General features: G+C 65.6%; 29 protein-coding genes. 5 read left to right on the top strand and 24 right to left on the bottom strand.

Annotation, left to right across the window (positions count from 1 at the left end):
* Together AC3A84_RS07005 and AC3A84_RS07000 are read left to right on the top strand one after the other, a co-directional pair.
* The coding region (locus AC3A84_RS07005; RefSeq protein WP_487968878.1) for a hypothetical protein at positions 1 to 253 on the top strand (253 nt) is incomplete at its 5' end.
* A gap of 79 nt (positions 254 to 332) precedes the next feature.
* Complete coding sequence (locus AC3A84_RS07000) at positions 333 to 2,261, top strand: ATP-binding cassette domain-containing protein (protein WP_487968877.1); 1,929 nt, start codon at positions 333 to 335, stop codon at positions 2,259 to 2,261.
* A 48-nt stretch (positions 2,262 to 2,309) separates the two neighbouring features.
* Here AC3A84_RS07000 and AC3A84_RS06995 read toward each other — a convergent pair whose 3' ends face one another.
* The 7 genes from AC3A84_RS06995 to AC3A84_RS06965 form a co-directional block, all read right to left on the bottom strand.
* On the bottom strand, positions 2,310 to 3,425 hold the full coding sequence (locus tag AC3A84_RS06995; protein ID WP_487968876.1) for a protein-glutamate methylesterase/protein-glutamine glutaminase: 1,116 nt from the start codon (positions 3,423 to 3,425) through the stop codon (positions 2,310 to 2,312).
* A gap of 25 nt (positions 3,426 to 3,450) precedes the next feature.
* Positions 3,451 to 4,209 (bottom strand): chemoreceptor glutamine deamidase CheD, encoded by a 759-nt coding sequence (gene cheD, locus AC3A84_RS06990; protein ID WP_487968875.1) that lies wholly within the window; start codon positions 4,207 to 4,209, stop codon positions 3,451 to 3,453.
* Positions 4,210 to 4,243: 34 nt separating this feature from the next.
* Positions 4,244 to 5,122, bottom strand: coding sequence for a CheR family methyltransferase (locus tag AC3A84_RS06985; RefSeq protein ID WP_487968874.1), 879 nt, complete (start codon positions 5,120 to 5,122; stop codon positions 4,244 to 4,246).
* Positions 5,123 to 5,223: 101 nt separating this feature from the next.
* Positions 5,224 to 5,712, bottom strand: coding sequence for a chemotaxis protein CheW (locus tag AC3A84_RS06980; protein ID WP_092942025.1), 489 nt, complete (start codon positions 5,710 to 5,712; stop codon positions 5,224 to 5,226).
* Between the two features lie 43 nt (positions 5,713 to 5,755).
* Positions 5,756 to 7,867, bottom strand: coding sequence for a chemotaxis protein CheW (locus tag AC3A84_RS06975; RefSeq protein WP_487968873.1), 2,112 nt, complete (start codon positions 7,865 to 7,867; stop codon positions 5,756 to 5,758).
* 62 nt (positions 7,868 to 7,929) lie between these two features.
* The gene (locus tag AC3A84_RS06970; protein WP_092942029.1) at positions 7,930 to 8,292 is read right to left on the bottom strand and encodes a response regulator; all 363 of its coding nucleotides are present in this window, start codon (positions 8,290 to 8,292) and stop codon (positions 7,930 to 7,932) included.
* A 51-nt stretch (positions 8,293 to 8,343) separates the two neighbouring features.
* Positions 8,344 to 8,790, bottom strand: a complete 447-nt coding sequence (locus tag AC3A84_RS06965; RefSeq protein WP_487968872.1) for a hypothetical protein — start codon at positions 8,788 to 8,790, stop codon at positions 8,344 to 8,346.
* Positions 8,791 to 8,953: 163 nt separating this feature from the next.
* Between AC3A84_RS06965 and AC3A84_RS06960 the strand changes: the two genes are divergently transcribed.
* Entirely contained in the window at positions 8,954 to 10,093 is a 1,140-nt protein-coding gene (locus tag AC3A84_RS06960; protein WP_487968871.1) for a hybrid sensor histidine kinase/response regulator, read from the top strand.
* On the top strand, positions 10,090 to 10,719 hold the full coding sequence (locus AC3A84_RS06955; RefSeq protein ID WP_487968870.1) for a response regulator: 630 nt from the start codon (positions 10,090 to 10,092) through the stop codon (positions 10,717 to 10,719). Before AC3A84_RS06960 ends, AC3A84_RS06955 begins: the two co-directional genes overlap by 4 nt.
* Before the next feature lie 148 nt (positions 10,720 to 10,867).
* On the opposite strand, the gene fliR is transcribed toward AC3A84_RS06955, so the two are convergent.
* The 13 genes from fliR to fliF all read right to left on the bottom strand — a co-directional run bounded on the left by fliR (position 10,868) and on the right by fliF (position 22,269).
* Positions 10,868 to 11,638: a flagellar biosynthetic protein FliR gene (gene fliR, locus AC3A84_RS06950; RefSeq protein ID WP_487968869.1), complete on the bottom strand. Its 771-nt coding sequence runs from the start codon at positions 11,636 to 11,638 to the stop codon at positions 10,868 to 10,870.
* A gap of 49 nt (positions 11,639 to 11,687) precedes the next feature.
* Positions 11,688 to 11,957: a flagellar biosynthesis protein FliQ gene (gene fliQ, locus AC3A84_RS06945; protein ID WP_092942038.1), complete on the bottom strand. Its 270-nt coding sequence runs from the start codon at positions 11,955 to 11,957 to the stop codon at positions 11,688 to 11,690.
* 58 nt (positions 11,958 to 12,015) lie between these two features.
* Positions 12,016 to 12,792, bottom strand: coding sequence for a flagellar type III secretion system pore protein FliP (gene fliP / locus AC3A84_RS06940; RefSeq protein WP_487968868.1), 777 nt, complete (start codon positions 12,790 to 12,792; stop codon positions 12,016 to 12,018).
* On the bottom strand, positions 12,785 to 13,165 hold the full coding sequence (locus tag AC3A84_RS06935; protein WP_487968867.1) for a FliO/MopB family protein: 381 nt from the start codon (positions 13,163 to 13,165) through the stop codon (positions 12,785 to 12,787). The genes fliP and AC3A84_RS06935 overlap by 8 nt, the downstream gene beginning before the upstream one ends.
* A gap of 7 nt (positions 13,166 to 13,172) precedes the next feature.
* Positions 13,173 to 13,607: a flagellar motor switch protein FliN gene (fliN, locus tag AC3A84_RS06930; protein ID WP_487968866.1), complete on the bottom strand. Its 435-nt coding sequence runs from the start codon at positions 13,605 to 13,607 to the stop codon at positions 13,173 to 13,175.
* Positions 13,597 to 14,601, bottom strand: coding sequence for a flagellar motor switch protein FliM (fliM, locus tag AC3A84_RS06925; RefSeq protein WP_487968865.1), 1,005 nt, complete (start codon positions 14,599 to 14,601; stop codon positions 13,597 to 13,599). Before fliM ends, fliN begins: the two co-directional genes overlap by 11 nt.
* Before the next feature lie 21 nt (positions 14,602 to 14,622).
* A complete protein-coding gene (locus AC3A84_RS06920) occupies positions 14,623 to 15,165 on the bottom strand; it encodes a flagellar basal body-associated FliL family protein (protein ID WP_487968879.1) in 543 nt (180 codons plus the stop codon).
* A gap of 271 nt (positions 15,166 to 15,436) precedes the next feature.
* Positions 15,437 to 16,795 (bottom strand): flagellar hook-length control protein FliK, encoded by a 1,359-nt coding sequence (locus AC3A84_RS06915; RefSeq protein WP_487968864.1) that lies wholly within the window; start codon positions 16,793 to 16,795, stop codon positions 15,437 to 15,439.
* 2 nt (positions 16,796 to 16,797) lie between these two features.
* Complete coding sequence (locus AC3A84_RS06910; RefSeq protein ID WP_487968863.1) at positions 16,798 to 17,262, bottom strand: flagellar export protein FliJ; 465 nt, start codon at positions 17,260 to 17,262, stop codon at positions 16,798 to 16,800.
* Positions 17,263 to 17,290: 28 nt separating this feature from the next.
* Positions 17,291 to 18,715 (bottom strand): flagellar protein export ATPase FliI, encoded by a 1,425-nt coding sequence (fliI, locus tag AC3A84_RS06905; protein ID WP_487968862.1) that lies wholly within the window; start codon positions 18,713 to 18,715, stop codon positions 17,291 to 17,293.
* Positions 18,702 to 19,547, bottom strand: a complete 846-nt coding sequence (locus AC3A84_RS06900) for a FliH/SctL family protein (protein ID WP_487968861.1) — start codon at positions 19,545 to 19,547, stop codon at positions 18,702 to 18,704. Before AC3A84_RS06900 ends, fliI begins: the two co-directional genes overlap by 14 nt.
* Positions 19,531 to 20,526, bottom strand: coding sequence for a flagellar motor switch protein FliG (gene fliG, locus AC3A84_RS06895; protein ID WP_487968860.1), 996 nt, complete (start codon positions 20,524 to 20,526; stop codon positions 19,531 to 19,533). The genes AC3A84_RS06900 and fliG overlap by 17 nt, the downstream gene beginning before the upstream one ends.
* Positions 20,527 to 20,550: 24 nt before the next feature.
* Complete coding sequence (fliF, locus tag AC3A84_RS06890) at positions 20,551 to 22,269, bottom strand: flagellar basal-body MS-ring/collar protein FliF (protein WP_487968859.1); 1,719 nt, start codon at positions 22,267 to 22,269, stop codon at positions 20,551 to 20,553.
* 193 nt (positions 22,270 to 22,462) lie between these two features.
* Between fliF and fliE the strand changes: the two genes are divergently transcribed.
* Positions 22,463 to 22,777 (top strand): flagellar hook-basal body complex protein FliE, encoded by a 315-nt coding sequence (gene fliE, locus AC3A84_RS06885; protein WP_487968858.1) that lies wholly within the window; start codon positions 22,463 to 22,465, stop codon positions 22,775 to 22,777.
* 345 nt (positions 22,778 to 23,122) lie between these two features.
* On the opposite strand, the gene AC3A84_RS06880 is transcribed toward fliE, so the two are convergent.
* From AC3A84_RS06880 to AC3A84_RS06865, 4 genes are all read right to left on the bottom strand, one after another.
* Positions 23,123 to 23,422: a flagellar protein FliT gene (locus tag AC3A84_RS06880; protein WP_092942058.1), complete on the bottom strand. Its 300-nt coding sequence runs from the start codon at positions 23,420 to 23,422 to the stop codon at positions 23,123 to 23,125.
* A gap of 3 nt (positions 23,423 to 23,425) precedes the next feature.
* The gene (fliS, locus tag AC3A84_RS06875; protein ID WP_487968857.1) at positions 23,426 to 23,878 is read right to left on the bottom strand and encodes a flagellar export chaperone FliS; all 453 of its coding nucleotides are present in this window, start codon (positions 23,876 to 23,878) and stop codon (positions 23,426 to 23,428) included.
* A gap of 64 nt (positions 23,879 to 23,942) precedes the next feature.
* Positions 23,943 to 25,382, bottom strand: coding sequence for a flagellar filament capping protein FliD (fliD, locus tag AC3A84_RS06870; protein ID WP_487968856.1), 1,440 nt, complete (start codon positions 25,380 to 25,382; stop codon positions 23,943 to 23,945).
* Between the two features lie 213 nt (positions 25,383 to 25,595).
* Positions 25,596 to 25,868: flagellin (locus AC3A84_RS06865; protein ID WP_487968855.1), on the bottom strand; the 273-nt coding region annotated here is incomplete at its 5' end.

Genomic DNA, 25,868 nt, shown 5'->3' with positions numbered 1-25,868 from the left:
AGCGAAGCCTTCGATTATAACAGCATTTTTTAAACACCGTCAAGACCGAAGGTCTTTATTTCACTTCACAGAACCGACCGCATCAGCAATCAACTCCGTTCAGCGAAGCCTTGAATTCTACACCGATTTTTCAACCAGTCGCAACTCAAAACCAACTTTTTTTCTCAACACCCCCGAAGCTCCTCAAGAGACATCGGCTGCGCCAAGCCCGCTAGTGTACAACGCTTTTTGCTCAGTCGCACGAACTTTGTGAAGATCGTCCTACAGACTTCATCGGCAGGCTCATCTGACGGCGGCGGTCCTACATCACAGAGCCCCACTGATAATGGGCCATGGCTCTCATAACACTTATCAATGCGCAGCTGGCCTTCGGACATGTCGCGCTGCTCGACCATGCAGGCTTCTCCCTGGAGGTTGCCGAGCGTGTCGGACTTATCGGCCGCAACGGCGCAGGCAAGTCTTCCCTGCTGAAAATTCTTGGAGGCATCGCAAAGCCGGACGACGGGGCAATGCACGTTCAGCAGAATGCTCGCATCACTTATGTAGCGCAGGAGCCGCTGCTGGACCCGGACTCGACTGTGTTCGATGCTGCCTCCCAGGGCTTGAGTGCCGTCATTGCAGTGCGCGATCAATATCTATCAGGCGCCGAAGGGCTAGACCTAGACGCGCTGCAAACGCAGATCGAAGCCTACGATGCGTGGAACTGGGAGCAGCGGGTCGAGGAAACGTTGCACCGACTGCATCTAGACGGCGACGCCAAGGTGGGCGACCTGTCTGGAGGCACCAAGAAACGAGTGGCGCTGGCCCAGGCGCTGGTGGCTCGCCCCGATGTTCTCTTATTAGATGAGCCCACCAACCATCTGGACCTCGACTCCATCGAGTGGCTGGAGGAGCTGCTGCTGGACTTCAAGGGCAGCGTAGTAACTATCACCCACGATCGGGCGTTTTTGGATCGGGTCGCCACCCGGATCGTCGAGCTGGACCGCGGGGAGCTGCGCTCCTACCCGGGCAATTTCGCACAGTACGTCGCGCAGAAGGAAGAGCAATTGGCTCAGGAGGCAGTGATCGCCGCCAAGGCGGACAAACTGCTCGCGCAGGAGGAAGTCTGGATCCGCCGCGGGGTGGAAGCACGGCGCACGCGCAGCCAGAGCCGCATCGGGCGGCTGCAGGAATTGCGGGCCCAGCGCGCCGAACGGCGGGAAGCCCTGGGGAGCGTGAAGATGGATGTCGCTTCGGGCAGCCAGAACGGCTACCAGGGAAAGATCGTGGCCGAGCTGTCGAACGTGACCAAGGCATTCGGCGACAAGGCGATCGTGACCAACTTCACGGGCACCATCCTGCGGGGCGACAAGGTCGGGCTGATCGGCCCCAATGGCGCCGGCAAGACCACCCTGCTCAAGCTGATCCTGGGCGAGCTGATGCCGGATGCCGGCACTATTCGCCGCGGCAGCAACCTGCAGATCGCCTATTTCGACCAGATGCGCAATGCGGTGGACCTGGATGCGACGCTGGAGGACTTCATCAGCCCCGGCAGCGAGTGGATCGAGATCGGCAACCAGCGCAAGCACGTCAAGAGCTACCTCAGCGACTTTTTGTTCTCTCCCGCTCGCGCCCACTCGCCGGTGCGGTCGCTCTCAGGCGGCGAGCGCAACCGACTGCTGCTGGCGCGGCTGTTCGCGCGCCCCGCGAACGTGCTGGTGCTGGACGAGCCGACCAACGACCTGGATATCGACACGCTGGATCTGCTGGAGGAACTGCTGCAGAGCTACGACGGCACCGTGTTCCTCGTCAGCCACGACCGGACCTTCCTGGACAACGTGGTGACGAGCACCATCGCCTGCGAAGGCCAGGGCCAGTGGCGCGAATACGAGGGCAGCGTGCAAGACTGGCTGACGCAGTCCCGCCGCACCAAGGCCCTGGCAGCGCAGGCCGGAGCCCAGCCCGCCGCCGCGCAAACCCCGGCCACGGCGCCGACGGTGGCGGCACCTTATTCCAGCCCGAATGCACCGCAGCCCGCTCAGAGCCAGCGTGAGCCGCTATCAAAAAAGAAGCTGAGCTACAAGGAGCAGCGGGAACTGGACCAGTTGCCCGACCTGATCGCCGCACTGGAACAGGAGCAAAAGCAGATTCAGGAAGAGCTGGCGGACGGCAGCATCTACGCGCGTGATGCCGCTAGAGGTGCCGCGCTGCATGCACGCGATGCCGAAATCGAGGCGCAGCTGCTGCAAGCGCTGGAGCGCTGGGAAATCCTGGCGGGCTGATCAGCTGGGCATGCCCAATCGCCCGGGGCGCCAACCCGGGCGGGGGGCTCAAATGCGGTGATGCACCCGATCACTCGAGCCGCGCAGGCGTGCGATGAGCGCCGGTGCGATCTGCATAAGCGGCAGCACCTCGTCCGCAGCGCCATGGGCGATGGCTTCGCGGGGCATGCCGAAGACGATGCACGAGGCCTCGTCCTGCACATAGTTGTAGCTGCCGGCGTTCTTCATCTCGCGCATGGCCGCTGCGCCGTCATTGCCCATGCCGGTCAGCATGATGCCGTAGGCATTGCGCCCCACGACGGCAGCGGCAGACTTGAAGAGCACTTCGACCGACGGCTTGTGGCGGTTGACCGGCGGGCCGTCATCCACCACTGCCACGTAGTTGGCACCGCTGCGTGCCACATGGAACTGGGTACCGCCAGGGGCAATGTAGGCATGGCCCGGCAGGATGCGCTCGCCATGCACCGCCTCCTTCACCGTGATCTTGCATAGGCCGTTGAGTCGGGCAGCGAAGCTGGTGGTGAAGCCAGGCGGCATGTGCTGGGTGATGACGATGGCAGGCGAGTCGGCAGGCATCTGCACCAACACTTCGCGGATGGCTTCGGTTCCGCCCGTGGAAGCGCCGATGCAGATGAGCTTCTCCGTGGACACGCGGCCCAGCAAGGTGGCGGACGATACAGGCACGGCAGCGGCGGCGGAGCCCGCGGCTCCTGCCGGATGCACGGGTGCGGCTGGATTCCGCGCAGGAGCGCGCCTCACATGGGCCACGGCCGCCACACGGATCTTGTCGACAATCTGGGTGGCAAGTTCCGTCAGACCGCTGGACAAGCCCACGCGCGGCTTGGCCACAAAATCGACGGCGCCCAATTCGAGGGCGCGCATGGTCACTTCAGCTCCGCGCTCCGTCAGCGTGGAGATCATCACCACAGGCATGGGGCGCAGGCGCATCAGACGGCCCAGGAAGTCGATCCCGTCCATGCGCGGCATTTCGACATCAAGCGTGATGACATCGGGATTCGTCTCCCGGATCATCTCGCGCGCGATCAGTGGGTCATTGGCGGTGCCGATGCACTCCATGTCGTGCTGTCGGTTGATGATTTCGGCCAATAAACTGCGCACCAGTGCGGAATCGTCCACCACGATGACGCGAATCTTCCTGCTCATGCCATACCACTTTCGTTAGGCCCACTCAAAACAGATCCACCGAGCCGCCCGCCGTCGCCTTGGCCACCGTCACGACGTTGCCACGCACTTCCTGCGCAGCGGACGCATCCGGATGGGCGTGCGCAAGGCGCTTGACCATGGCCTTGCCCGTGACCGGGAAGAAGACCACCTTGCGCGGGTAGATATCCAGCACATCCTCCGACACGATAGGAATTCGCTCGGTCTGCAGATAGTTCATCACGAACTGTGTATTGCGCTCCCCGACGTTCATGGTCGTGAAGTTGTGCATCACCTGACCGCCGCCGAAGACCTTGGCCTGCATCGACTCGCGCCGAGCGCCGAGTTTGAGCATCTCGTTAATCAACAATTCCATGGCATATGAACCATATCGGCCCGATACGTCGTTGGAGTCCCCGTCCGGCAACATGAAGTGATTCATGCCGCCCACCCGCGACCGACTATCCCACAGACACGCGGCGATGCAGGAGCCCAGCACCGTCATGATGACGAGGCTCTCGTTGGACACGAAATACTCGCCAGGCAACACCTTGACCGCATTGTGCTGGAAGTGATGATCCAAGAAGAAAAACGAGGCTTCGCCCGGTTTGCGCGGCGCGGATTTGAGCTCCTGCAGGGTGGATTCCTTGGCGGGGCCGGCTGCAGCGCCACCGGAGGAATAGATATCGGCACTGAGCGGAGCGATGCGGGGCGCCCGGCGCCGCTCCACAGCGCCAAAAGGCTGAGCAGGCGACGCGGGAGGAGATCCTGGACGATTGGTGGTCATGGAAGCTTTTTCTGGATCGAGGCCATGGGATCAGTCAGCGGCGTTCATAAACCGTCTTGCCACGCAGCGTAAAAAGGTCCCGGGATTCACTGAAGTTTTCGGCGTGACCGACGAACAGCATCCCCCCCGGCTTGAGCACCCGGTGAATGCGTTCGAGCACACGCCGCTGGGTGGGTCCGTCGAAATAGATCATGACGTTGCGGCAGAACACCACATCGAAGGGCTCGCGGAAGGGCCAGTCGTCCCGGATGAGGTTGACGCTCAGAAAATCGATGGCGCGGCGCAGTTCGGGCTTGACCCGCACCAGGCCGGCATTCGAAGCCTTGCCACGCAGGAAGAACTTCTGCATCCGCTCCGGGCTGACGCCCTTGAGGCTGTCGAGCCGATAGACCCCTTCGGATGCCGTCGCAAGCACCCGAGAGTCGATGTCGCTGGCCGTGAGCTTGAAGTTGGACGCGGAGTTCAGGCTCTCGAAGGCCGTCATGACGATAGAGTAAGGCTCCTCTCCCGTCGAGGCGGCGTTGCACCACACATGCCACGGCCCGGCCGGCCGCGTGCGCAAGTGCTGGGCGAAGATCTCGAAATGGTGCTGCTCACGGAAGAACGCCGTCAGGTTGGTGGTGAGCGCGTTAACGAACTCCTGCCATTCCGGGCCGTCGTGCTTTTCCAGCCAACCCAGATAGTCGTGAAAGCTCGAATGTCCGGTTTCCCGCAGCCGTCGCGACAGCCGGCTGTAGACCATGGCATGCTTGCCGTCGTGCAGACTGATGCCCGCGCGCTGATAAATCAGCGCCTGTACCCGGGAGAAATCTGCATTGGTCCAGACGAACTCACGGCCTTGCGCCAGGGGGCCGGTTGGAGCCGCGGTCAGCGCGTCGCCGGCGCTGGGGGCGGGACTGTTATGGGGGCGCATTCGGTTCGTCTCCGCTCAAAAGGTGGGGCGGCGCTTCAAGTGCCGCGGGGGGCAGCCGGGGGAGGATGGAAACGGTATATCCGCGCCACCCCGCCCACCGCTCAGTCCTGCTCGGACATCAGACCCATGTCTACGCTGGACATGAGCTTCTCGATATCCAGCAAGATGAGCATGCGCTCGTTCACCGAACCCAGACCCAGGATGCAGTTGTTGTCAATAGCACTGTCGATGTCCGGCGCAGAACGGATGTTCTCGGCCGCGAGTTCCATCACATCGCTCACGGAATCCACCACGATGCCGACCACGCGCGTGCGCAGATTCAGGATGATGACCACCGTGAAGCTGTTGTATTCGGCCTGCGAGCAGTTGAACTTGAGGCGCATGTCCACGATGGGCACGATGGTGCCGCGCAGATTGGTCACGCCCTTGATGAAGGCAGGTGCGTTAGCGATGCGGGTGGGCGGCTCGTATCCGCGGATCTCCTGCACCTTCAGGATGTCGATACCGTACTCTTCCTGGTCGAGCCGGAAGGTCAGGTACTCTCTTGCGCCGGCGACCGCAGTCTCATCCGTCTTTTCCATCACGTTCATGCCGAGGCTCCTTGTTGCTCCAAGCTAGCGGGGTTCATACGAATCAATGCCGGGCACGGCGCACCAGCGCGCCCGTGTCCAGAATCAGGGCCACGGTACCGTCACCCAGGATCGTCGCGCCCGATACGTTCGGCACCTTGCGATAGTTGGTTTCGAGGTTCTTGACCACGACCTGGTGCTGGCCCAGCAGCTCGTCCACCAGAAGCGCCACGCGGCTGCCGTCGGCCTCGACCACCACCATGATGTTGCTGGACTTGCCGCTGTCGCCGCGAGGTACCTGGAAGGCGCGCTCCAGCGAGATGACGGGCATGTATTCGTCACGCACCTTCACCAACTGCGAGCCCTGTGCCACGGTGTTCACGTCGTCCGGGTTGACCTGGAACGACTCGACCACGGACGACAGGGGGAGGATGTACACCTCGTCCGCCACTCCGACGGACATGCCGTCCATGATGGCCAGCGTAAGCGGCAGGCGCACCGACACGCGCATGCCGTAGCCTTCGGCGGAATCGATCTCGACCGAGCCGTTGAGTGCGGCGATGTTCTTCTTGACCACGTCCATGCCCACGCCGCGGCCCGACACGTCGGTCACCACGTCGGCCGTAGAGAAGCCCGGCGCGAAGATCAGGTTCCACACCTCGGCGTCGGTCATCTGATCGGACACGTCCAGGCCACGCTCGCGCGCCTTGCGCAGGATCTTCTCGCGCGAGAGCCCCTTGCCGTCGTCGCGAACCTCGATCACGATCGAGCCGCCCTGGTGCGAGGCCGACAGGGTGATGGTGCCGTGCTCGGACTTGCCGGCGGCCAGACGCTCGGCGGGCATTTCGATGCCGTGGTCGCAGCTGTTGCGCACCAGATGGGTCAGCGGGTCAGTGATCTTCTCCACCAGGCTCTTGTCCAGTTCGGTGGCTTCGCCGTGCGTGACGAATTCGACCTTCTTGCCCAACTTGTTGGCCAGGTCTCGCAGCATGCGCGGGAAACGATTGAACACGATGGTCATCGGGATCATGCGGATCGACATGACCGACTCCTGAAGATCGCGCGTGTTGCGGTCCAGGTCCGCCAGGCCAGCCAGCAGCTGCTGATAGACCCCACCATCCAGGCCGCGGCTGTTCTGCGCCAGCATGGCTTGCGTGATGACAAGTTCGCCCACCAGATTGATGAGCTGATCCACCTTGTTGACCGCCACGCGGATGGTGGTGGATTCCATCTGGGCCTGGCTCACGGCCTTGGGCTCGGCGGCGGTCACGGCGCGCGAAGCTTCGACCTTGACCGGCTGGGCTTGCGCGTGCGCTGCCGCTGCGGCGCCATCGGCAGGCGAGCCGGGCGAATCCGAAAAGAAACCATACGCCTCTGCGGACGTATCAGCTCCGCCTGCACCCTCGGGCGAGCCGGCCGGGCGGATGACCACCTGCTCTTTGGACACATGGAAAGCGAACAGATCCAGCAGGTCTTCGTCAGAGGAGGATGTCTCCACGGCGAACGAGCGCATGCCGGGCGCAGCAGCGGGCAGATCACTGATCGAGCCCAGCCCGTTGATATCCCTGAACAGCTCCTTGATGGGGTCGGCCTGCTCGGGGCGGTTCAACGGACCGATGTCGATGTGCAGCGAGCGTGCGCCACCCGCAGCCGATGGCGCCTGGGCCGCATGAGCCGGGGCCACTGGCGCCGGGGCAGCGACAGGAGCGGGGGTCGGTGCAGCCACCGGGGCAGCCACCAGCTCCGGCACGCCGCCTGCGGCCAGTTCGCTGATGCGGCGCACCAGCTCCGTCGTGGATACGGCCTCCCCATGCCCGCCGGCCTGGTGGCGGGCCAGCAGGCTGCGCGATGCATCGGCCGACTCCAGCAGGACGTCCACCATCTGGGGAATGGGCTGCAGTTCGTGGCGGCGCAGGCGGTCAAGCAGCGATTCCATCTGGTGCGTCAGTTCGGCGACGTCAGCAAAGCCGAACGTCGCGGCCCCGCCCTTGATGGAGTGCGCACAGCGGAAGATGCCGTTGAGCTCCTCGTCGTTGGCCGCCGTCAGGTCCAGTTCGAGCAACATGTGCTCCATCTGGTCCAGATTCTCACCAGCCTCCTCAAAGAAGATCTGATAGAACTGGCTGAGGTCGAAGTCAGCGCCGCCGCCGGCGCTGTCCTGATAGCTTTCCGCCATTATTGTGGGCTCCTGTTTGCTTGGGATGGTCTGAAGAGACGACGTTGCATGCAACGGTCCACTCAGCGGATCACTTTCTGAATCACCTCGATGAGGCGATTGGGATCGAAGGGCTTGACCAGCCAGCCCGTGGCGCCGGCGCTGCGGCCAGCCTGTTTCATCTGGTCGCTGGATTCGGTGGTCAGGATCAGGATGGGGATCGTCTTGAAGCGCGGGTGTTCGCGCAGCCGGCGCGTGAGGCCGATACCGTCCAGACGTGGCATGTTTTGGTCGGCCAGCACGAGGTGAATGTCGTGGGACTCCGCCTTTTCCAGGGCGTCCTGGCCGTCCACTGCCTCCACCACATGATAGCCAGCGCTGGTCAGCGTGAAGGCCACCATCTTCCGCATGGACGGAGAATCATCAACGGCGAGAATCGATTGCATGTAAGGGCTCCAACTGACTTGAATATATAGGTGACCAGGGGCTGGGAGCCCTTAGAAAAGATCGATCGATCCGGCGTCCATCTCACTTTGCGTGACGGGATTGGGCCGGTCGGGGGCCATGTCGGCAAACGGCGCGGCTTCTTCGCCCTCTTCGCTGCCCATGGCCTCGGACGCCAGCCGGAACGCGCAGCCCTGCAACACCTTGGTGGTGTGCCAGATCAGCTGCGAGGCCATGTCCTGGAACTGCAGCTCGGTCACGGCGCTACGCAGCGCGGTGCGCAGGGCTGCCAATTGCGCAGAGTCGCCCACCACGTCGTCGGTGAGCGCCTTGTTGGCTTCGCTGAACCGATCCATCAGGTTGTCTGTCGCATGACTCAGCAGACCTTCCAGCCGATGCAGGTCGTGCATGACCACCAGCAGCGAATCCTGCAACTCTGCCGCCACCATGACCGGGACCTGTACGCCTGGCTCACCAGGCGGCGTTAGCGTAGATTGCATCGTTTCTCCGTCGTTATAGGCGGCAGCAAGGCACGCGACACTTCGATGAGGACTTCAAGCGCCAATGTGGCATATCCCCGATGAGTCAAGTTCGGCATGTGGCACTCCAGACTGAACCCAACCCCACCGGATCACCGGTCCACTTTGTTCCAATATGTATCCTATGATACCGACTCCCATGGCTTGCGGTGTAGGTAAAAAGTTCTTGCGCATTCTGCACCTCGAAGATTCGATCATCGATCACGATCTGGCCCGGCTGACGCTGCAGCGCGCGGGCGTGATGTCGGAAATCCGCCACGTCGATTCGCTGGAGGCACTGAATCACTCGCTCGACACCGAGCGCTTTGATCTCATTCTCGCCGACTACCACCTGCCGGGCTTCACTGCGCTGGACGCATGGAAGGCCGTGCAGGAGCGCCTTGCGCCGCCCCCCTTCGTGCTGCTGTCTGGCGCCATCGGCGAGGCTGCAGCGGTCGATGCCATGCGCCTGGGCGTCGCCGACTACCTGCTCAAGGACAATATTGGCCGGCTGCCTCACGTGATCGCCCGCGCCATTGAAGTCGCCGAGGCGCGCCGCGCCCGCGAACAGGCGGCAGCCGAGTTGGCAGAGTCGGAGCGGCGCCTGGCCGAACTCACGGAACACCTGCAGACCTCCATCGAACAGGAGCGCGCCGCCATCGCCCGCGAGATCCACGACGACATAGGCGGTGCCCTCACGGCGGTGAAGTTCGACCTCGCATGGATCGGCCGGCACAGCGAGTCCAACGCCATGCGTGGCCACGCTGGCGCAGCAGTGGACATGTTGCAGCACGCCATCGACGCCAGCCAGCGCATCATGATGAACCTGCGCCCGCCCATCCTCGACCAGGGCCTGGTGGCGGCAGTGCAGTGGCTGGCGGAAAGCTTTGAGCGGCGAACGGGCGTGGCCACCCGCGTCGCTGCATCGCCCGCGACGGCGGAACTGCCGCCGGCCGTGCAACTGGTGGCGTACCGCACCGCGCAGGAAGCGCTTACCAATGTGTCCAAGTACGCAGCCGCCTCCCTGGTGCGGATCGACCTGGGCGACACCGAGGGCACGCTCACCCTGGAAGTGACCGACAACGGCGTCGGTATGGACCTTGCGGCCAGCCGCGCCAAACCCCGGTCGTTCGGCCTGCGCGGCCTGCAGGAGCGCGCTCGCACCGTGGGGGGCTGGCTGGACATCAGCAGCCAGCCCGGGCGGGGAACCTCCATCATCCTGTCGGTCCCGCTGGAGCTACCATCGGCCATGCCTGTGGACAGGGATGGAGGAGATGCACAGTGATTCATGTGGTGCTTTGTGACGATCACGCGGTACTGCGGCGGGGTATCCGCGACACGCTGACCGAGGCGCCCGACATCTCCGTGACGGGCGAAGCCGGCAGCTACGCGGAATTGCGCGACGTTCTGCGCTCCGCGCCCTGCGACGTGCTGCTGCTGGACCTGAACCTGCCCGGCCGCAGCGGCCTGGAGGTGCTGGCCAGCCTGAAGGAAACGCATGCTGCCCTCAAGGTGCTGATCGTTTCGATGTACCCGGAAGACCAGTACGCGCTGCGCTGCCTGCGGGCCGGCGCGCAAGGCTATGCCAATAAGGCGGGCGACCCGGTGGAGCTGATCGCCGCCGTGCGTACGGTCGTCCAGGGGCGCAAATACTTGACGGCCGAAGTAGCCCAGATGCTGGCAGAAAGCCTGGCGCAGCCGACCAGCGAGATGCCGCACGAGGCGCTGTCGGAGCGGGAGTTGCAGACGCTGGTCAAGATCGCTTCGGGCAAGCGGCTCTCGGACATCGCTGAAGAGCTGATGCTCAGCCCCAAGACCGTGAGTGTCTATCGCGCCCGGGTGCTGGAAAAGCTCAAGCTCTCGAACAACGCGGAACTTACGGTGTATGCCATCCGCAACCAGCTGGTGTGACGCGCCGCGCGCGGATTGGCGCACTCACAAATCAATAGCACCTCGCCCAGGCATATAGAGGGCATGAAGGCAAAAAATCCTGGAACGATCCCGCCCGTGATGCCCTCCCAAGCGGCCCCACGCCGCGGCACCGCCCCGGACCACATGCTCAGCGTGTCATGGCGAACAGGTCGATGGCCTGCTGCAGGAGGGTCAGCACAGGCTGCTCCAGCATGGGCAGCGTGGCGGTGATGCCCAGCATGCCCACGGCGAGCGTGACCGGGAACCCCACCGCATAGATGTTCATCTGCGGCGCCACGCGGGAGATGATGCCCAGCGCCAGGTTCACGAACATCAGCAGCGCCACCATGGGCAGTGCGATCCACAGCGCACTGGCAAAAACGGAGGCGCCGAGCTCGTGGATCCGCATCTGGCCCAGCGCAGCAAGGAAGCTGCCGTCGGCCGGAAAGCGCTTGAAGCTCTCGATCACCGCCATCAGCACCAGCAAGTGACCGTTGATGACGATGAAGAGCAGGGTGGCCATGTTGCCGAAGAAGCGCCCCACCGCACTCACCTGCCCGTTGCTCATGGGGTCGAAGAACGAGGCGAAGTTCAGCCCCATCTGCAGGCCGATGACCTCGCCGGCCAGTTCGATCGTGGAGAACACCAGCCGCACCGCGAACCCGATCGACAGCCCCACGGCCACCTGCTGCGCCACTGCGCCCAAGGCGCCACGGCCGTTCAAGTCGATGATGGGCGCGGCCGGCAGCACGGCTTGCGCGCACAGCGCCACCAGGAAGGCCAGGCCGATCTTGGCGCGCAGCGGAATGGCGCGCATCGAGAACACCGGCGCGGCGGTGAACATGGCCAGCACCCGCAGGAAGGGCCACAGCACCGGCGTAAGCCAGGCCATGATCTGCGCCTCGGTGAAGGTGATCATCCGCCCTGCCCCTTCAGCCCCTGCGCGCGCCCGGCCGCCCGCGGCGCGGTCAGCCGACCACCGTGGGAATGGCTTCGATCGTGCGGCGCAGGTAGTCCACCAGCGTGGTCACCATCCAGGGCCCGGCGATAGCGAACACCACCACGGCTGCGATCAGCTTGGGCACGAAGGCCAGTGTGGCCTCGTTGATCTGCGTGACCGCCTGGAAGATGCTGACCAGCAGGCCGACGGCCATCACCACGCCCAGCAGGGGCATGGAGATGGTCAGCAGCAAAGTCAGCGCCTCGCGGCCCACGGTGAGTGCGAATTGAGGGGTCATGGCAGCGGTCTGGGTCGGTCAGCGGTCAGGCGAAGAAAGGGGCGGCCGCGGGCTCGCCTCAGGTGGCGAAGCTCGCGGCGAGCGAGCCGATCAGCAGGTTCCAGCCATCGGCGAGCACGAACAGCATCAGCTTGAACGGCAGCGCGACCAGCACGGGTGAAAGCATCATCATGCCCAGCGACATGAGGATGCTGGACACCACCATGTCGATCACCAGGAACGGGATGAAGATCATGAAGCCGATCTGGAAGGCCGACTTCAGCTCGCTGGTGACAAAGGCCGGCACCAGCACGCGCAGGGGCGCGGTCTCGCCCTTCGCATCGGCCGGCAGCTTGGCCAGCCGCGCGAACAGGGCCAAGTCGGACTGCCGCGTCTGCTTGAGCATGAAGGCGCGCATGGGTGCCTCACCGCGCTCGAGCGCCTGCTCGAAGCTGATCGTGTTGTTGGTGTAGGGCACGTAGGCGTCCTGATAGACGCGGTCGAAAGTCGGCCCCATCACGAAGAACGTGAGAAAGAGCGACAGCCCCACGATGACCTGGTTGGGCGGAGCCGACTGGGTGCCGATGGCCTGGCGCAGCAGCGACAGCACGATGACGATGCGGGTGAAGCCCGTCATCATGAGCAGCACCGCCGGCAGGAAGGACAGCGCCGTGAAGAACAGCAGCGTCTGGATGGGCACCGAATAGCTGTTGCCGCCACCGCCAGCACCCGAGCCGATCAACAGCGGAAGCGATCCGCCGGTCTGAGCCAGCGCCGCAGGTGACGCCGCGATCGCAGCCAGCAGCAGCGCGCAACGCACAGCGGGGCTGCGCGGCGGAGAGGGCCGATCAGCCATTGATGCGAGGCTCCTGCGTTGACGCAGCCGCCGACATTTCGGCCGCCATGGCGTTGGCGAAAGCCGGTTCGGCGGGTTCCCGGCCAGCGCCCGGCTGGGGTGCCGGGGACCGGGGCGGCAGCACATGCAGGCAGTTGACCTGCTGGGCCGTAACGCCGAGCACCAGCACCGTGCGCTGGTGTTCGGGGCCGACTTCGACCGTCACCACGCGCTGCTGCGGGCCCACGGCCACGGCCGAGAGCACGCGTGACGCCCCCACACCTGCGCCGGCCGATAGCCGGCCGGCCGTGCGCTGCTGCACGCGGCGCACGAGCCAGGGCAGCGCCGCCATGGCCGCCACGAAGAGCACCACCCAGAGCAGCGTCTGGGCCATGCCACCACTAGCCCCGGCTGACACGGCGCAGGCGCTCCGACGGCGTGACCACATCGGTCAGGCGGATACCGAACTTGTCGTTCACCACCACCACCTCGCCCTGGGCGATGAGGTAGCCGTTGACCAGCACGTCCATGGGTTCGCCGGCCAGTGCGTCGAGCTCGACCACCGAACCCTGTGCGAGCTGTAGGATGTACTTGATCGGCACCTTGGTGCGACCCAGCTCCACGGACAGCTGGACGGGAATGTCCAGCACCATGTTGATGTCGTTGACCGGCGCGTCGTTGCCGGAGCCCGAGAACGGGCGCACCGGATCGCCCGACAGGGGGCCGCCCTGGTCGCCATCGCCCGCCTTGCCGTCGGTGGTCTTCTGCTCTTCGAGCGCTTCGGCCCAGCCGGCGAACGGATCGTCGCCGCTGTCCTTGTTATCTTCAGAGGACATCTTTTTCTCCCAGCCAGCTCGCGTCGGAGCTGCGCAAACATTCTTCGATCCGGATGGCGTACTTGGCGTTGTGCGTGCCGTACTGGCACTCGAAGATCGGTACGCCCCCGATGGACGCGCGGATGCGCGGCTCGCGGTCGAGTTCAATGAAATCGCCAGGCTTCATGGCCAGCAGCTGCTCGACCGTGGCGTCGGCCCGGGCCAGCTCGGCCACCAGCGTGACTTCGGCGGCCTGGATCTCGCGCGTGAGCACGCGCACCCAGCGCCGATCCACCTCGATGGAGTCCCCCTGGGTGGATGAATACAGCACGTCGCGGATGGGCTCCAGCGTGGCGTAAGGCATGCAGATGTGGATGGCGCCGGACAAATCGCCGATCTCCAGCTGGAACGCGGTGGACACCACGATTTCGCTGGGCGTGGCGATATTGGCGAACTGCGGCTGCATTTCCGAGCGCTGGTATTCCAGCTCCAGCGGATAGATGCCGTGCCAGGCTTTCTTGTATTCGGCGCAGATCACATCCACCAGCCGGTTGATCACGCGCTGCTCGGTGGGCGAGAAATCGCGCCCCTCGATCCGGGTCTGGAACTTGCCGACGCCGCCGTAGAGCGTGTCGATGATGCCGAACACCAGCGAGGGCTCGCACACGATCAGTCCGCTGCCGCGCAGCGGCCGGATGGCGACGATGTTGAAGTTGGTGGGCACCGCCAGTTCGCGCAGGAAGGCGCTGTAGCGCTGCACCGCCACCGTGCCAACCGAAATCTCGGGGCTGCGGCGAATGAAGTTGAAGAGGCCGATGCGGAAGTTGCGCGCGAACCGTTCGTTGACGATTTCCATCGTCGGCATCCGGCCGCGGACGATCCGCTCCTGGCTGGAGATATCGTAGTTGCGGACCGAGCCGGAATCGACTTCTTCCTGGGCCGTCTTCTGGCTTTCGCCGGTGACGCCCTCCAGAAGGGCATCGACCTCTTCCTGCGACAGAAATGATTCACTCATGGCTGGGACCTTCCGCGAGGATCACTGGATGATGAAGCTGGAAAAAAGCACGCCGCGCACCGGGTTGTTGTCGGGGCGTGCGGGTGGTGCATCTTCTTCGTCGTCGTCTTCGGGCGCGGATGCGCGCTTCTTGCGCGGCTTGGGCACGGTGTAGCCCAGCGGCTTGGAAACCTCGCGGCGGATGTCGAGCGCCAGCTTCTGCTTGCCTTCCTTGGTCAGCAGCTCGTCGCTGGTGCGTTGAGAGATCAGCATCAGGACGGCGCTGCGGATGCTCGGCAGGAACTGCTTGATCTGCGCTTCCACCTTGGGGTCGGAGAGTTCCAGCGTGATGCCGATCTGCGCATAGCGGTCGCCGCCTGGGTCGGCCAGATTGACCACCATGTTGTCGATGGGCACGAAGGTCGGAGGCGTCTTGGGATCGACATGGTGCGCGGCCGGCGCGGGCTGCGCGGCAGCGGCGTCTCCACCCTCTTCATCGGCCGCATGGCGCTTGGACAGGAAGAACCAGGCGGCCCCGCCACCAGCCACCAGGAGCAGCACGACGACCACCAAAATGATGAGCATCTTCTTGCTCTTGGCAGGAGCGGCAGGGGCAGCGGCGGGTGGTGCGGACACGTTGGGCTTTCCTTCCGCGAAGCATGCGGAAAAAGAGGGGAACAGGCGCGCCGCAGTTTCATTGCGGCGCAAGCTGTAGGAACCCGATTATTGGGCAGGGGATCAGGGCATGATAGCCAGAATAAAAGCCCAAAAACAGCGCTTTCAGCCCGCTGACCACCGGGGCGCCGCAGCCGCAGCGGTACCCTCCTCCCCGTGTGCACGGGGCGGGCGGGCCGGATCAGACGAAGACGTCCAGCGACGAGCTGGCCGAGCCGCCGTTGGCGGCCCGCATGCCGGCACCCATCGGCACGGCCGCCTGCACGCTCGCATGGCGTGCGCCCTGCCGGCCGCGGCCCTCGCTATCGGGGCCACTGCGGCCATCCCGCCCGGAAGACTCGCCCGAAGTGCCCACAGTGACGCCAGCCAGCTGCAACCCCTCGGCCTGCATCAGCTCACGCAGCTGCGCGACGCTGCCGTCCAGCATCTCGCGGGTTTGGATCTGGTCGCTACGGAAGGCGACATGCGCCTCATTGCCCGTGAGCGAGACCGTGACCTGCACCGGCTGGCCATCGCGGTCCAGCGTGAGCTCGGCGTTCTGCGTCTTCTGGTGGACCCAGTAGGCGACCTGCTCGGCAATCTGGTCTTCGGCGGCACGCTGGGCCGCATCGGCGCTGGCGGCGCCGGAGAGATCCGCATTGAAGGTGGTTGCCGCGGTGTCGCGCGAGCTGTCGGCCGTCGGCACGGCAGACATCGTGCCGCTGCCCTGGGCCGCGCCCTCGCCGCCCCGGCTGCTCGCGCGGCCATCGGGCTGGGACGCATCGGGCGCCAGCGCCGTCAGGGACTGGGGCATCGCGGCGGGAGCCGACTCTAACGAGCCGCGAAGGGCTGAGGAGCCGCCGCCGAGCGCTGCCGTATCGCGGTGTTCCGGCTGTGCACCGGCTGCGGCGGCCGAGCCTTGGGCGGTCAGCGCCGCCAGAGCGCCCTGCGCCGTGGCCTTGCCATGCTCGCCCCCTGCAGCGCCCAGCAGGCTGCCGGCCGCATCGCCAGCAGCCAGTCCGGCACCGGCCGCGGCCGCCCCGCCCGCGGCCATGGAGCCAGCCGCGCCCGCCCAGGCTGCGGGGAAGCGGCCTGCCGTTCCCCTCTGGGCGGCAGCCGCCGTACCCAGTCCCGTGCCGTTCACGGCCGCGGTGTCACCAGCACCATCCAGCCGCGCCGTCTGGCCGACCAGGCTGTCCATCCCGGCCTTGCCCTGCCCGCGTGCCCACATGGCATCCAGCCCGCTGAGCGCACCCGGCACCAGCTGCAGCGGCAGCGGCACCTGCCCCAGCGCCGCGCCCATATCGGTGGCAGCACCCAAGGCACCCATTGCCATGTCCGCAGCGGCGTCCAACGGAGCGGGCAGCCCGTCGGCCTCCATGCCCAGCGAGGCCAGCAGCTGCGAGAAGGCGCCCGTGGCCTGCGCGGCGGAGCTGCCGTCATCCTCGGTGGCCGTGGCATTCGCCTTGGTGGCCTTGCCAGACTTGTCGGCCTGGCGGGCGGCGTGGGCTTCGTGGGTACCGCTGCGCTGGGGAGCGGAAGGGGTGCGTTGGGTTTCCATGGTCATTCTTCCTCGCCCATCGGGCGCCTGTCGGCACGGGCGGCCTGGATCGACGCCCGCTCATCAGTCTGCTTCTGTTCGCGCCGCGCTTGCAGCTGCTCCAGCTCGCGCCGGCGCTTGTCCACGACCTTCTTGAGGCTGGCCAGGCGCAGCTCGGCCTGCAACACGCGCTGCTCGGCGGCCTGCACCCGGGCAGCCTGCTCGTCGAGCACGCCGGTCTGCATGCCGATGGCCTGCCCCAGCCGGTCCATGAACTGGTACTGGTGGTGCATCACTTCGGGCTTGACCACCATGTCTTCGCGTGCGCCCCAGCGGTCCTGAATTTCCTCGGCATAGCCCTGAAGCTGGTCGAACTGCTGCTGTGCCGCATGCCGCGTGCGGCGGATGTCCTGCAGCGCCTGCCGTGCGGCGTCGCGCTGGCGTTCAGCCATCTCGACGGCAACGAGGAAAGCTTGGAGCGAAGACATGGTGCGGCTCTCTGCGCGGCGGCGGGCGTCACTGGCCCAGCACAGCGGCCATGGCCGTCAGGCTCTCGTCGAGCGAGGCGGCCTCGAACATGTCCTGCTGCAGGAATTCAGCCATCGCCGGCTGCAGCCGGATGGCTTCGTCGAGCTGCGGGTCGGAGCCACTCATGTAGGCGCCCACCTGGATCAGGTCGCGGCTCTTCTGGTAGCGCGAATAGACGGCGCGGAAGCGCCGCGCCATGTCGAAATGCTCACGCGAGACGACGTTGTGCATCACGCGCGAGGCCGACTGCTCGATGTCGATGGCCGGGAAATGCCCGGTTTCAGCCAGCGCGCGCGACAGCACGATATGCCCGTCCAGAATGGCGCGGGCCGAGTCGGCGATCGGGTCCTGCTGGTCGTCGCCCTCGGAGAGGACGGTATAGAAAGCCGTGATGGAGCCCACGCCGTGCAGACCGTTGCCGCTGCGCTCGACCAGCGCCGGCAGCTTCGCGAAGCAGCTGGGCGGATAGCCCTTGGTCGCCGGGGGCTCGCCAATGGCCAGGGCGATCTCGCGCTGCGCCATGGCGTAGCGGGTGAGCGAATCCATCAGCAGCAGTACGTGCTGGCCCTTGTCGCGGAAGTGTTCGGCGATGGCGGTGGCATAAGCCGCGCCCTGCATGCGCAGGAGCGGCGGCGCGTCGGCAGGCGCAGCCACCACCACGGCGCGGCTGCGGTCGCCCGCGCCCAGGATGTCTTCGACAAATTCCTTGACCTCGCGGCCCCGCTCGCCGATCAGTCCCACCACGATCACGTCGGCCTGCGTGTAGCGGGCCATCATGCCCAGCAACACGCTCTTGCCCACGCCGGAGCCCGCAAAAAGGCCCAGACGCTGGCCGCGGCCCACGGTGAGCAGGGTGTTGATGGCGCGCACGCCGGTGTCCAGGGTGTCACGCACGGGGTCGCGGTCCATGGCGTTGATCTGGCGGCGGTCCATGGGTTCGGAGGTCACGCCCACCAGCGGGCCTGAATGATCCAGCGGCGTGCCCTGAGAATCGATTACCCGGCCCAGCAGTCCGTCGCCCATGGGCAGGCGCAAAGCGCCCACGCCCGATGCAGCGGAGACTGCGCTGGCGGCCTCGTCCGGCTCGCCCAGACGGGGTGCTGGCACGTAGGACGGTGCGGGCGTCACGCTGGCACCGCTCGAGAGGCCGTGGATGTCGCCCGCCGGCATGAGAAAGGCCTTGTCGGCCGAGAAGCCGACCACCTCCGCCAGCACCGGCTCGTGCGCGGGCATCTGCACCAGGCACTGCGAGCCCACGGGAACACGGATGCCGGCCGCCTCCAGCACCAGCCCGGTCAGGCGGGTCAGCGTGCCCCGACTCTCCAGCGGCACGCGCTCGGCGACGCGGGCGCGCGCGTCGTCAATGAAGCGGTCCCAGGCTTCGCCCTGGATGCCGGGCTCATGCGGGGGCATGGGCACCCTCTCCCTCTGCGTCGTCTTGGCGCACGGGCGCCACGGCAGCCTCCGGTGCTGCTTCCACCGACTCCCGCGCAGCCGCGTCGGCGCCCGGCCTGGGTTCGTTCCATGCCGCGGCCAGTCCCAGCGCGGCGATGGCCCGGCGCCAGCGCTTGTCCAGCGACCCATCGAGCACGGTGCCCGCAGATTCCACCAGGCAGTCGCCGGGCTGCACCTGGGCGTCAGACACCCACTGGACCTTGGCGCCGGCAAACTCCTGGCTCAGGGGCTGCTCCAGCAGGGCCCAGTCCTCGCGGCTCAGCCGCACGGTGGCGGGCCGGCCTTCGGCGACGAGCAAGGCGAGGGCCTCGCGCACCACGGGCAGCAGGGCCTGCGGATCGGCCGCCAGCTCGCGGCGCACCACCTGGCGCGCCAGATCGCAGGCCAGTTCCAGCAATTCACCCGCCATGCGCTGCTGCATGCCGTCCAGCGCGCTCTGGGTTGCCAGGGCCAGGCGTTGAAGCCGCTCTGCGGCCTCGCGACCCTGGTCTGCGATGTAGTCGTCCATACGCTGCTGCCACTCCAGCGCCGCCTGGGACCGGCCCTGCTCCACGCCTTCGGCATGTGCGCTCTCGCGCGCCTGCAGCAGCAGGGCCTCGTGCTCGGCCGGGTCGATGCCGGGCGGGATCAGCGCCTCGGCTGCTGCCGCTGCTGCCGCCGCCTCGGCCTCGGCGTCGGGCGGCGGTATCACGCCGGTGCTGTCTACCGTGCCGAACTGCCAGTGCGTGACGCCCTGGATTTCCTCGCTCGGGATGAAGCGCGTGTACTGGCGATTAAACGAGTGTGTCATCGCCGCCGCTACCCATTACGATCTGGCCTTCGTCCGCCAGGCGGCGCACGGTCTTGAGAATTTCCTTCTGTTGCGCCTCGACTTCGGACAGCCGCATCGGGCCCCGCGATTCGAGATCCTCACGCATGGCGTCGGCCGCGCGGGAGGACATATTGGAGAGGAACTTCTCGCGCAGCTCGGGCTGGGCACCCTTGAGCGCCACCACCAGGGTTTCGGAGGCCACCTCGCGCAGTACGGTCTGGATGGCGCGGTCGTCGAGCTTGCCGACGTCGTCGAACACGAACATCTTGTCCATGATCTTCTGCGCCAGATCGGGGTCATGGACGCGGATCGATTCGAGCACCGTGGCGTCAATGCCGGAGCCCAGCAAGTTGATGATTTCGGCTGCCGACTTCACGCCACCCAGGGAGCTCTTGCGGATCTTGTCGCCGCCGGCCAGCACCTTGAAGAGCACTTCGTTCAGGTCTTTGAGCGCGGTCGGCTGGATGCCTTCGAGCGTGGCGACGCGCAGCAGCACCTCGCCGCGCTGGCGTTCGCTGAGCTGCACCAGGATGGCCGATGCCTGGTCCGGGTCCAAGTGGACCAGGATGGCCGCAATGATCTGCGGGTGTTCGTTGCGCAGCAGTTCTGCCACCGAAAGCGGGTCCATCCACTTCAGGCTTTCGATGCCTGAGACGTCCCCGCCCTGGAGGATGCGGTCGATCAGCAGCGCGGCCTTGTCGTCGCCGAGGGCCCGCTTGAGCACCGAGCGCACATAGTTGCCGGTATCGGACACCAGCAGGCTCTGGGCGGCGGCGTCGTTGGAGAAGCGGTTGATGACCTCATCCACCTTCTCCCTGGACACCGATTTCATCCGCGCGATGGTCTCGCCCAGCTTCTGCACTTCCTTGGGCGACAGGTGCTTGAAAACCTCGGCGGCTTCTTCCTCGCCGAGAGACATCAGCATGATCGCCGCGTCGTTGAGTCCCTGCTCATCCATGGTGGTCTCGCTTCGGCCAGGGCGTTAGTCGCCATTGACCCAGGTTTTCAGGATATTGGCCACGGCCATCGGATTGCTCATGGCCAGCGAACGCGCGTCTTCAAGGCGCTGCTGCTCCGGCGTGGGCGGCAGGTCTTCCTGCTTGGCGACCCCGGGCGCCGGCAAGGCCGGGCGCTCCAGTTGCTCGGATTCCAGCGCATCCAGCTGGCCACCCTGCGCCTGCAACTGGACCGGGGTCAGTTCAGCCGCGTCCTTGGGCGCCTTCATGCCCCTGATGGCCGGCCGCACCAGACCCAGCAGCACGATGGCGGCGAACAGCGACAGACCCACCGGCCAGCCCAGGCTCTTGGCCAGCTCGATCATCTCCGGCTGCCTCCACAACGGCAAGTCCGTCTTCGGCGTGGCATCGACCAGGAACGGGGTGTTCATCAAATTGACGGAGTCGCCGCGGTCCTTGTTGAAGCCGATGGTCTCCCGCACCAGCGCGGTCATCTGCTCGATCTGCTGGGCCGTCAGGGCCTTGTTGTCCACGGGCTTGCCGTCCTTGCCGTTCTCGGCCGGGGGCTGGTAGTTGACCACCACGGCCGCGCTCACCCGCTTGATCGTGCCCGTGCTGCCGCGCGTGACGCGCGTGGTCTTGTCCACTTCGTAGTTGATGATCGACTCGCGCTTGCTGGGCGTAGCGGCCTGTGCGCCCTGGCCAGCCGCCGTGGGCGCCGGGTTGGCGCCATTGATCGGCGCCGTGGACGGCTGGGGCGGCTGGTTGGTGGTGGCGCCAGGCACGCCAGTGGGCGGCTGCGGCGTCTGCTGGCCCGTGCTTTCCAGCGTCTGCTGGCTACGAACGGCGCCGGAATCGGGCGTCTGGTTGGGGCGGTGCTGCTCCGACGTGGATTCGGTCTGGCTGAAATCCACGTCGGCCGTCACCTGCGCCTTGACGTTGTTCTTGCCCACCACCGGCTCCAGGATGTCCATGATGCGGCGGGTGTAGTCCTGCTCGATCTGCTTGACGTAGTTGAGCTGCTGCGCGTCCACACCCGCACCGGAGGCTCCGTCGGGCGACTGCGAGAGCAGCTTGCCGGTGTCGTCCAACACGCTGACGGCGCTGGGCGCCATGTCGGGCACGCTGGAAGACACGAGGTGGACGATGCCGGCCAGCTGGGTGCGATCAAGGAAGCGGCCCGGATAAAGGGTGACCAGCACCGAGGCCGAGGGCTTTTGCTGCTCGCGGAAGAAGCCGTTCTGGTTGGGCAGAGCCAGATGCACGCGGGCGCTCTGCACCGAGGAGAGCGCCTGGATGGAGCGGGTGAGTTCGCCCTCCAGCCCGCGCTGGAAGTTCAGGCGCTCCTGGAACTGCGTCACGCCGAAGCGGCTGGTGTCCATGAGTTCGAAACCGGAAACAGAGCCCTTGGGCAGCCCGAGGGTGGCCAGGCGAAGACGCACGTCGTACACGCGGTCGGCCGGCACCATGATCGCGCCGCCTCCGTCGGTGTACTTGTAGGGCACGTTCATCGTGGTCAGCTGAGCCACGATGGCGCCGCCGTCCTTGTCATTCAGATTGGTGAACAGAACCCGGTAGTCCGGCTGGCGGCTGAAGAACACCGCCGCCACGATGCCCCCCACCAGCAGGGCCAGCGCCAGCCCCAGACGCACGCGCACCGAGCGGTCGAGGCCAGCGAAACGCTGAATCAACGACGGCGGGCTGGCAGGAGGGACGGCGGCAGGAATTTCGGCGACTGCGGACATGGGCTTTCCAGTATGTCAGGCCATGGCGGGGCTCTGGCGGTGCCGCGATTATTCGACAAGCCCCCTGGCGCGTTCGCTGGATAAAGCGCGCCTTTGTCCATCATTTCCCCCAGATGGACCGCGGACCGCGCCCTAGGATTGCACCATCCCGCCATAGCCGCACCCGCCCCCTTACTCCACCGAGAACACTGCCATGGACCTCCGCATCTCCAGCCCCATCGCCCCGCTGTCAGGCACCGGCCTGGTGCGCCGCGTCACGGCTCCGCAGGAAGGCGGCGCGCAGGACGTGGGCTTTTCCTCGGCGCTCAAAGGCGCGCTGCAGTCGGTGAGCGCGGCGCAGAACCGCTCCAGCAGCATGCAGCGCGAAGTGCAGATGGAAAACCCCAACGTCAGCATCGAAGAGACCATGGTCGCCATGCAAAAGGCGCAGGTCGGCTTCCAGGCCACGTTGCATGTGCGCAATCGCATGGTGCAGGCCTACACCGACATCATGAACATGCAGGTGTGAGCCTCCATACGGCGCGAGGCGGCCCGCGCCGCCTGGCTCCTTCCCGTCGCCAGCAGCGCTCCGCCGGCCACTGGAAACCACTCATTTTTTGATAGCAGCTAGCGCTTGATTCACAAGCGCCTGGGGCACCTTCCCCCACTCCGACCCGCAGCGGCCACGCTCGGCGCATGCACGCATGGCCAGCCGGAACGCCACGCCACGCACTCCAGCCCGCCCACCGCCATCGAACCGCCCCACAAACAGCGACGCCTTGCGATCCGCTGAACGGATGGCAAGGCGTTTCGTACCTGGTGCAGACGCTGCCTGCCGCCATCGCGGCGGCGCCCGCTTCGCTGGACGGTTCGGTCAGTGCATCACGATCGGCTGGCGCTCGAACAGATGCTCGAACTGCGAGAGCCAGGGCTCTGCCAGGCAGCGAATCTCAGCATCGTTGCGCAGGATGCGCTGCATGATGCGGGTCTTCTCGCGGCGGTGTTCAGGCAGCAACTCCTGAGCCTGGGACTCGTATCGCAGACGCTCGATCAACACCGCGCAGGTGCCCTCGTAGCGGACGACACCGTCCCAATCCTTCAGCTTGGCGGCCTCCAGCATCTTGGCGCTGCTGTCTTCGATGGCCTTGTAGTAGTCAATCAGCATTTCTGGCATACCTCAGGCCTCCGCCGCCACGGGTTGGGCGGCATCGTTGGCCGCCTTGGCGTTGGTGACCCCGGCTTTCTTGATTTCGTTCCAGCTTTGCGCGAGCGGCTCGATCAGCCGGGCCACCTCGGCCAGCATGGCGTCGTCGTTCCGCGCATTGGCCTGGATGAGCCGGCGCAGCGCGTAGTCGTAGAGCGCGTCCAGGTTGCTAGCCAGCGCGCCGCCGGCTTCGCGGTCAAGCGCCGTGCTCAGCCCTTCCTCCAGAATGCGCACGGCTTTGCTGATGCCGTTGCACTTGCCGGCCACGTCGCCGCGCGCCATGGCTCCGCGGGCGGTGGCGATGGAATTCAGCACACCCGCATACAGCAGGCTGACCAGTTGGTGCTGGTCAATCGTGTGCATGCTGGTTTCGACGTTGATGCGCTGATAGGCGGATGCGGCACGAGGGCTGGAGGCGCTGAACATGGCTGGCTACTTTCCTGGACTGGTTATTCAATTTATCGGCGCTCGACCGGAAAACTGAAGTCTTTCAGCGCGACTTATTCCAGGTGGTGACCTGCTGGCTGATGTAGCTGTTGAGCGCGTTGAGCCCGGCCATCTTGGTGTCCAGCGCGGTGTAGCGGTCGGTCAGATTCTTCTGCATGCGGTCAGCACGGTCCGTGATGGTCTCGGTGTCCTGCGCGTTGCGCTTGAGCGCGTCGTCATAGGTCTTGGTCTTGGTGGCGAAGAAGCCGCTACTGTCTAGCAGCTTGGAGGTCACGCCCTTGAATTTCTCGGCGAAGCCGTCGGTCGTCGTGCCATCGTCAGGGCCGCGGAAGAACGCCTTGACGGCATCCGGGTCGGACATGGCCTTGTCGAACTTGGTCGTGTCCAGGCGCAGGCTGCCGTTGGGCGTGACGTTGCCGGAGCCGCCATCGACCACCACGCCGATGTCCGACAGCGTGCGCAGTGCGCCGTTGCCGGTCACGCTCTGCAGCGCCATGCGCAGCGTGTTCTGCAGCGTGATGGTGGAGGAGTCGCCTTGCAGCAGTGCCCCGCTCTTGGTGGACTGGTCGTAGGCCGTGGCTTCGTTCAGCGCGCTGTTGAGGGCGTTGTAGGCGGTGACGAACGCCTGCACGTTGGCTTTCACAGCGGAAGTGTCCTTGGAGACCGTGATGGTGATCGGGTCGGTGGTCGTCGCCTTGGCGGTGAAGGTCACGCCTGCCACCGTATCGGCGAAGGCGTCGGTCGGTGAAGTGACTGCAATGCCGTTCACGGTGGCATTCGCGTTCTGCGCGAATTCGGTAGTCGAACCCGTGACCAGGCGGGACAAACCGGTGTTGTCGCCCTGCGTTCCGTCAGCGTCCGTCACCGACAGCTGGTAGCCGGCTTCTTCGCCGGTGCTCTTGCTGCGCAGCATCAGGCGCTCGCCGCTCGCATCGTTGAGGATGGTCGCCGTGACGTTGGCGCCCGAGCCGTTGATCTTACCGGCGATGTCCGCCAGGGTGTCGGTGGCCGAAACTTCAATGTTGACCGCATCGGCCTTGGCGGCCGTGAAGGTCTTGGGCGTGCCCGCCCAGGCGCCGACCTCGAGCTTGATCGTGCCGGCACCCACCGGGTCCTTGGCGGGCTGCAGCGATGCCGAGATGGACGATTGCGCCTTGGCCAGGTTCTGCACCTGCACCGAGAAAGAGGTGGGCGATGCGCCGCCGACGGCGCTGACCGTGACCAGGTCGCTCTTGGAAGACGTGGCGCTCACACCGTTCCAGCCCGTGACGCTGGTGAGCTTGCCCAGGGAGTCCGACAGGGTGGACACCATGGATTTGAACTGCCCGAAGGCCGACACCTTGGCCTTGGTGATGGCCGCCTGCTGCGCGAGGCCGCCCGTCTTGGTGATGGGCAGCTTGACCGCATCGACGGAGGCCTTGATCAGGCCGTTGACATCGACGCTGCCACCGAGACCGATTCCCAGGGATGAAAAGCTAGCCATGGTCCGTTTCCTCTCAGCGCATCAAATTGCATCAACGCAGATTATGGAAGTACGCCAACCGCCGCATCGGGCCGATAAGACCGGAAGAATCCACCCAATCCGGCCGCTACCGCGCATCGGCCCCAGCGACAAAGCGGTGGCGAACGCATCGCCACCGCCTGGGACAGGCGGGCAGGCCGCCAGGGCCCGCCACGCCTGAGAACACTGCTTCGATTAACGCAGCAGGGACAGCACACCCTGGGGCAGCTGGTTGGCCTGGGCCACCATCGCCGTGCCGGCCTGCTGCAGGATCTGCGAGCGAGACAGGTTGGCGGTTTCCGAGGCGAAGTCTGCGTCTTGAATGCGGCCACGGGAAGCGGACATGTTCTCGGCCGTGCTCTGCAGGTTGTTCACCGTGGTCTCGAAGCGCGACTGCAGGGCGCCAAAGCTGGCTCGCTGGCCGTTCACTGCCGCCAGGGCCGAATCAATGATCTTGAGTGCCTTGGT

It is taken from the genome of Paracidovorax sp., assembly GCF_057642795.1.
Note: the sequence above shows the minus strand (reverse complement) of the source record. Positions and strands in the feature narration are given on the sequence as shown.

Bases quoted from the DNA above. Each gene is read 5' to 3' on its own strand.
- AC3A84_RS07000 (WP_487968877.1), top strand. From the start codon at position 333: ATGGCTCTCATAACACTTATCAATGCGCAGCTGGCCTTCGGACATGTC.
- AC3A84_RS06985 (WP_487968874.1), bottom strand. From the start codon at position 5,122: ATGCGCCCCCATAACAGTCCCGCCCCCAGCGCCGGCGACGCGCTGACC.
- fliN (WP_487968866.1), bottom strand. From the start codon at position 13,607: ATGTCCTCTGAAGATAACAAGGACAGCGGCGACGATCCGTTCGCCGGC.
- AC3A84_RS06935 (WP_487968867.1), bottom strand. From the start codon at position 13,165: ATGGCCCAGACGCTGCTCTGGGTGGTGCTCTTCGTGGCGGCCATGGCG.
- fliP (WP_487968868.1), bottom strand. From the start codon at position 12,792: ATGGCTGATCGGCCCTCTCCGCCGCGCAGCCCCGCTGTGCGTTGCGCG.
- AC3A84_RS06980 (WP_092942025.1), bottom strand. From the start codon at position 5,712: ATGAACGTGATGGAAAAGACGGATGAGACTGCGGTCGCCGGCGCAAGA.
- fliG (WP_487968860.1), bottom strand. From the start codon at position 20,526: ATGGATGAGCAGGGACTCAACGACGCGGCGATCATGCTGATGTCTCTC.
- fliF (WP_487968859.1), bottom strand. From the start codon at position 22,269: ATGTCCGCAGTCGCCGAAATTCCTGCCGCCGTCCCTCCTGCCAGCCCG.
- fliM (WP_487968865.1), bottom strand. From the start codon at position 14,601: ATGAGTGAATCATTTCTGTCGCAGGAAGAGGTCGATGCCCTTCTGGAG.
- cheD (WP_487968875.1), bottom strand. From the start codon at position 4,209: ATGACCACCAATCGTCCAGGATCTCCTCCCGCGTCGCCTGCTCAGCCT.
- AC3A84_RS06965 (WP_487968872.1), bottom strand. From the start codon at position 8,790: ATGCAATCTACGCTAACGCCGCCTGGTGAGCCAGGCGTACAGGTCCCG.
- AC3A84_RS06960 (WP_487968871.1), top strand. From the start codon at position 8,954: ATGATACCGACTCCCATGGCTTGCGGTGTAGGTAAAAAGTTCTTGCGC.
- fliR (WP_487968869.1), bottom strand. From the start codon at position 11,638: ATGATCACCTTCACCGAGGCGCAGATCATGGCCTGGCTTACGCCGGTG.
- AC3A84_RS06970 (WP_092942029.1), bottom strand. From the start codon at position 8,292: ATGCAATCGATTCTCGCCGTTGATGATTCTCCGTCCATGCGGAAGATG.
- AC3A84_RS06900 (WP_487968861.1), bottom strand. From the start codon at position 19,547: ATGACACACTCGTTTAATCGCCAGTACACGCGCTTCATCCCGAGCGAG.
- fliE (WP_487968858.1), top strand. From the start codon at position 22,463: ATGGACCTCCGCATCTCCAGCCCCATCGCCCCGCTGTCAGGCACCGGC.
- fliQ (WP_092942038.1), bottom strand. From the start codon at position 11,957: ATGACCCCTCAATTCGCACTCACCGTGGGCCGCGAGGCGCTGACTTTG.
- fliD (WP_487968856.1), bottom strand. From the start codon at position 25,382: ATGGCTAGCTTTTCATCCCTGGGAATCGGTCTCGGTGGCAGCGTCGAT.
- AC3A84_RS06910 (WP_487968863.1), bottom strand. From the start codon at position 17,262: ATGTCTTCGCTCCAAGCTTTCCTCGTTGCCGTCGAGATGGCTGAACGC.
- fliS (WP_487968857.1), bottom strand. From the start codon at position 23,878: ATGTTCAGCGCCTCCAGCCCTCGTGCCGCATCCGCCTATCAGCGCATC.
- fliI (WP_487968862.1), bottom strand. From the start codon at position 18,715: ATGCCCCCGCATGAGCCCGGCATCCAGGGCGAAGCCTGGGACCGCTTC.
- AC3A84_RS06920 (WP_487968879.1), bottom strand. From the start codon at position 15,165: ATGCTCATCATTTTGGTGGTCGTCGTGCTGCTCCTGGTGGCTGGTGGC.
- AC3A84_RS06880 (WP_092942058.1), bottom strand. From the start codon at position 23,422: ATGCCAGAAATGCTGATTGACTACTACAAGGCCATCGAAGACAGCAGC.
- AC3A84_RS06995 (WP_487968876.1), bottom strand. From the start codon at position 3,425: ATGAGCAGGAAGATTCGCGTCATCGTGGTGGACGATTCCGCACTGGTG.
- AC3A84_RS06915 (WP_487968864.1), bottom strand. From the start codon at position 16,795: ATGGAAACCCAACGCACCCCTTCCGCTCCCCAGCGCAGCGGTACCCAC.
- AC3A84_RS06975 (WP_487968873.1), bottom strand. From the start codon at position 7,867: ATGGCGGAAAGCTATCAGGACAGCGCCGGCGGCGGCGCTGACTTCGAC.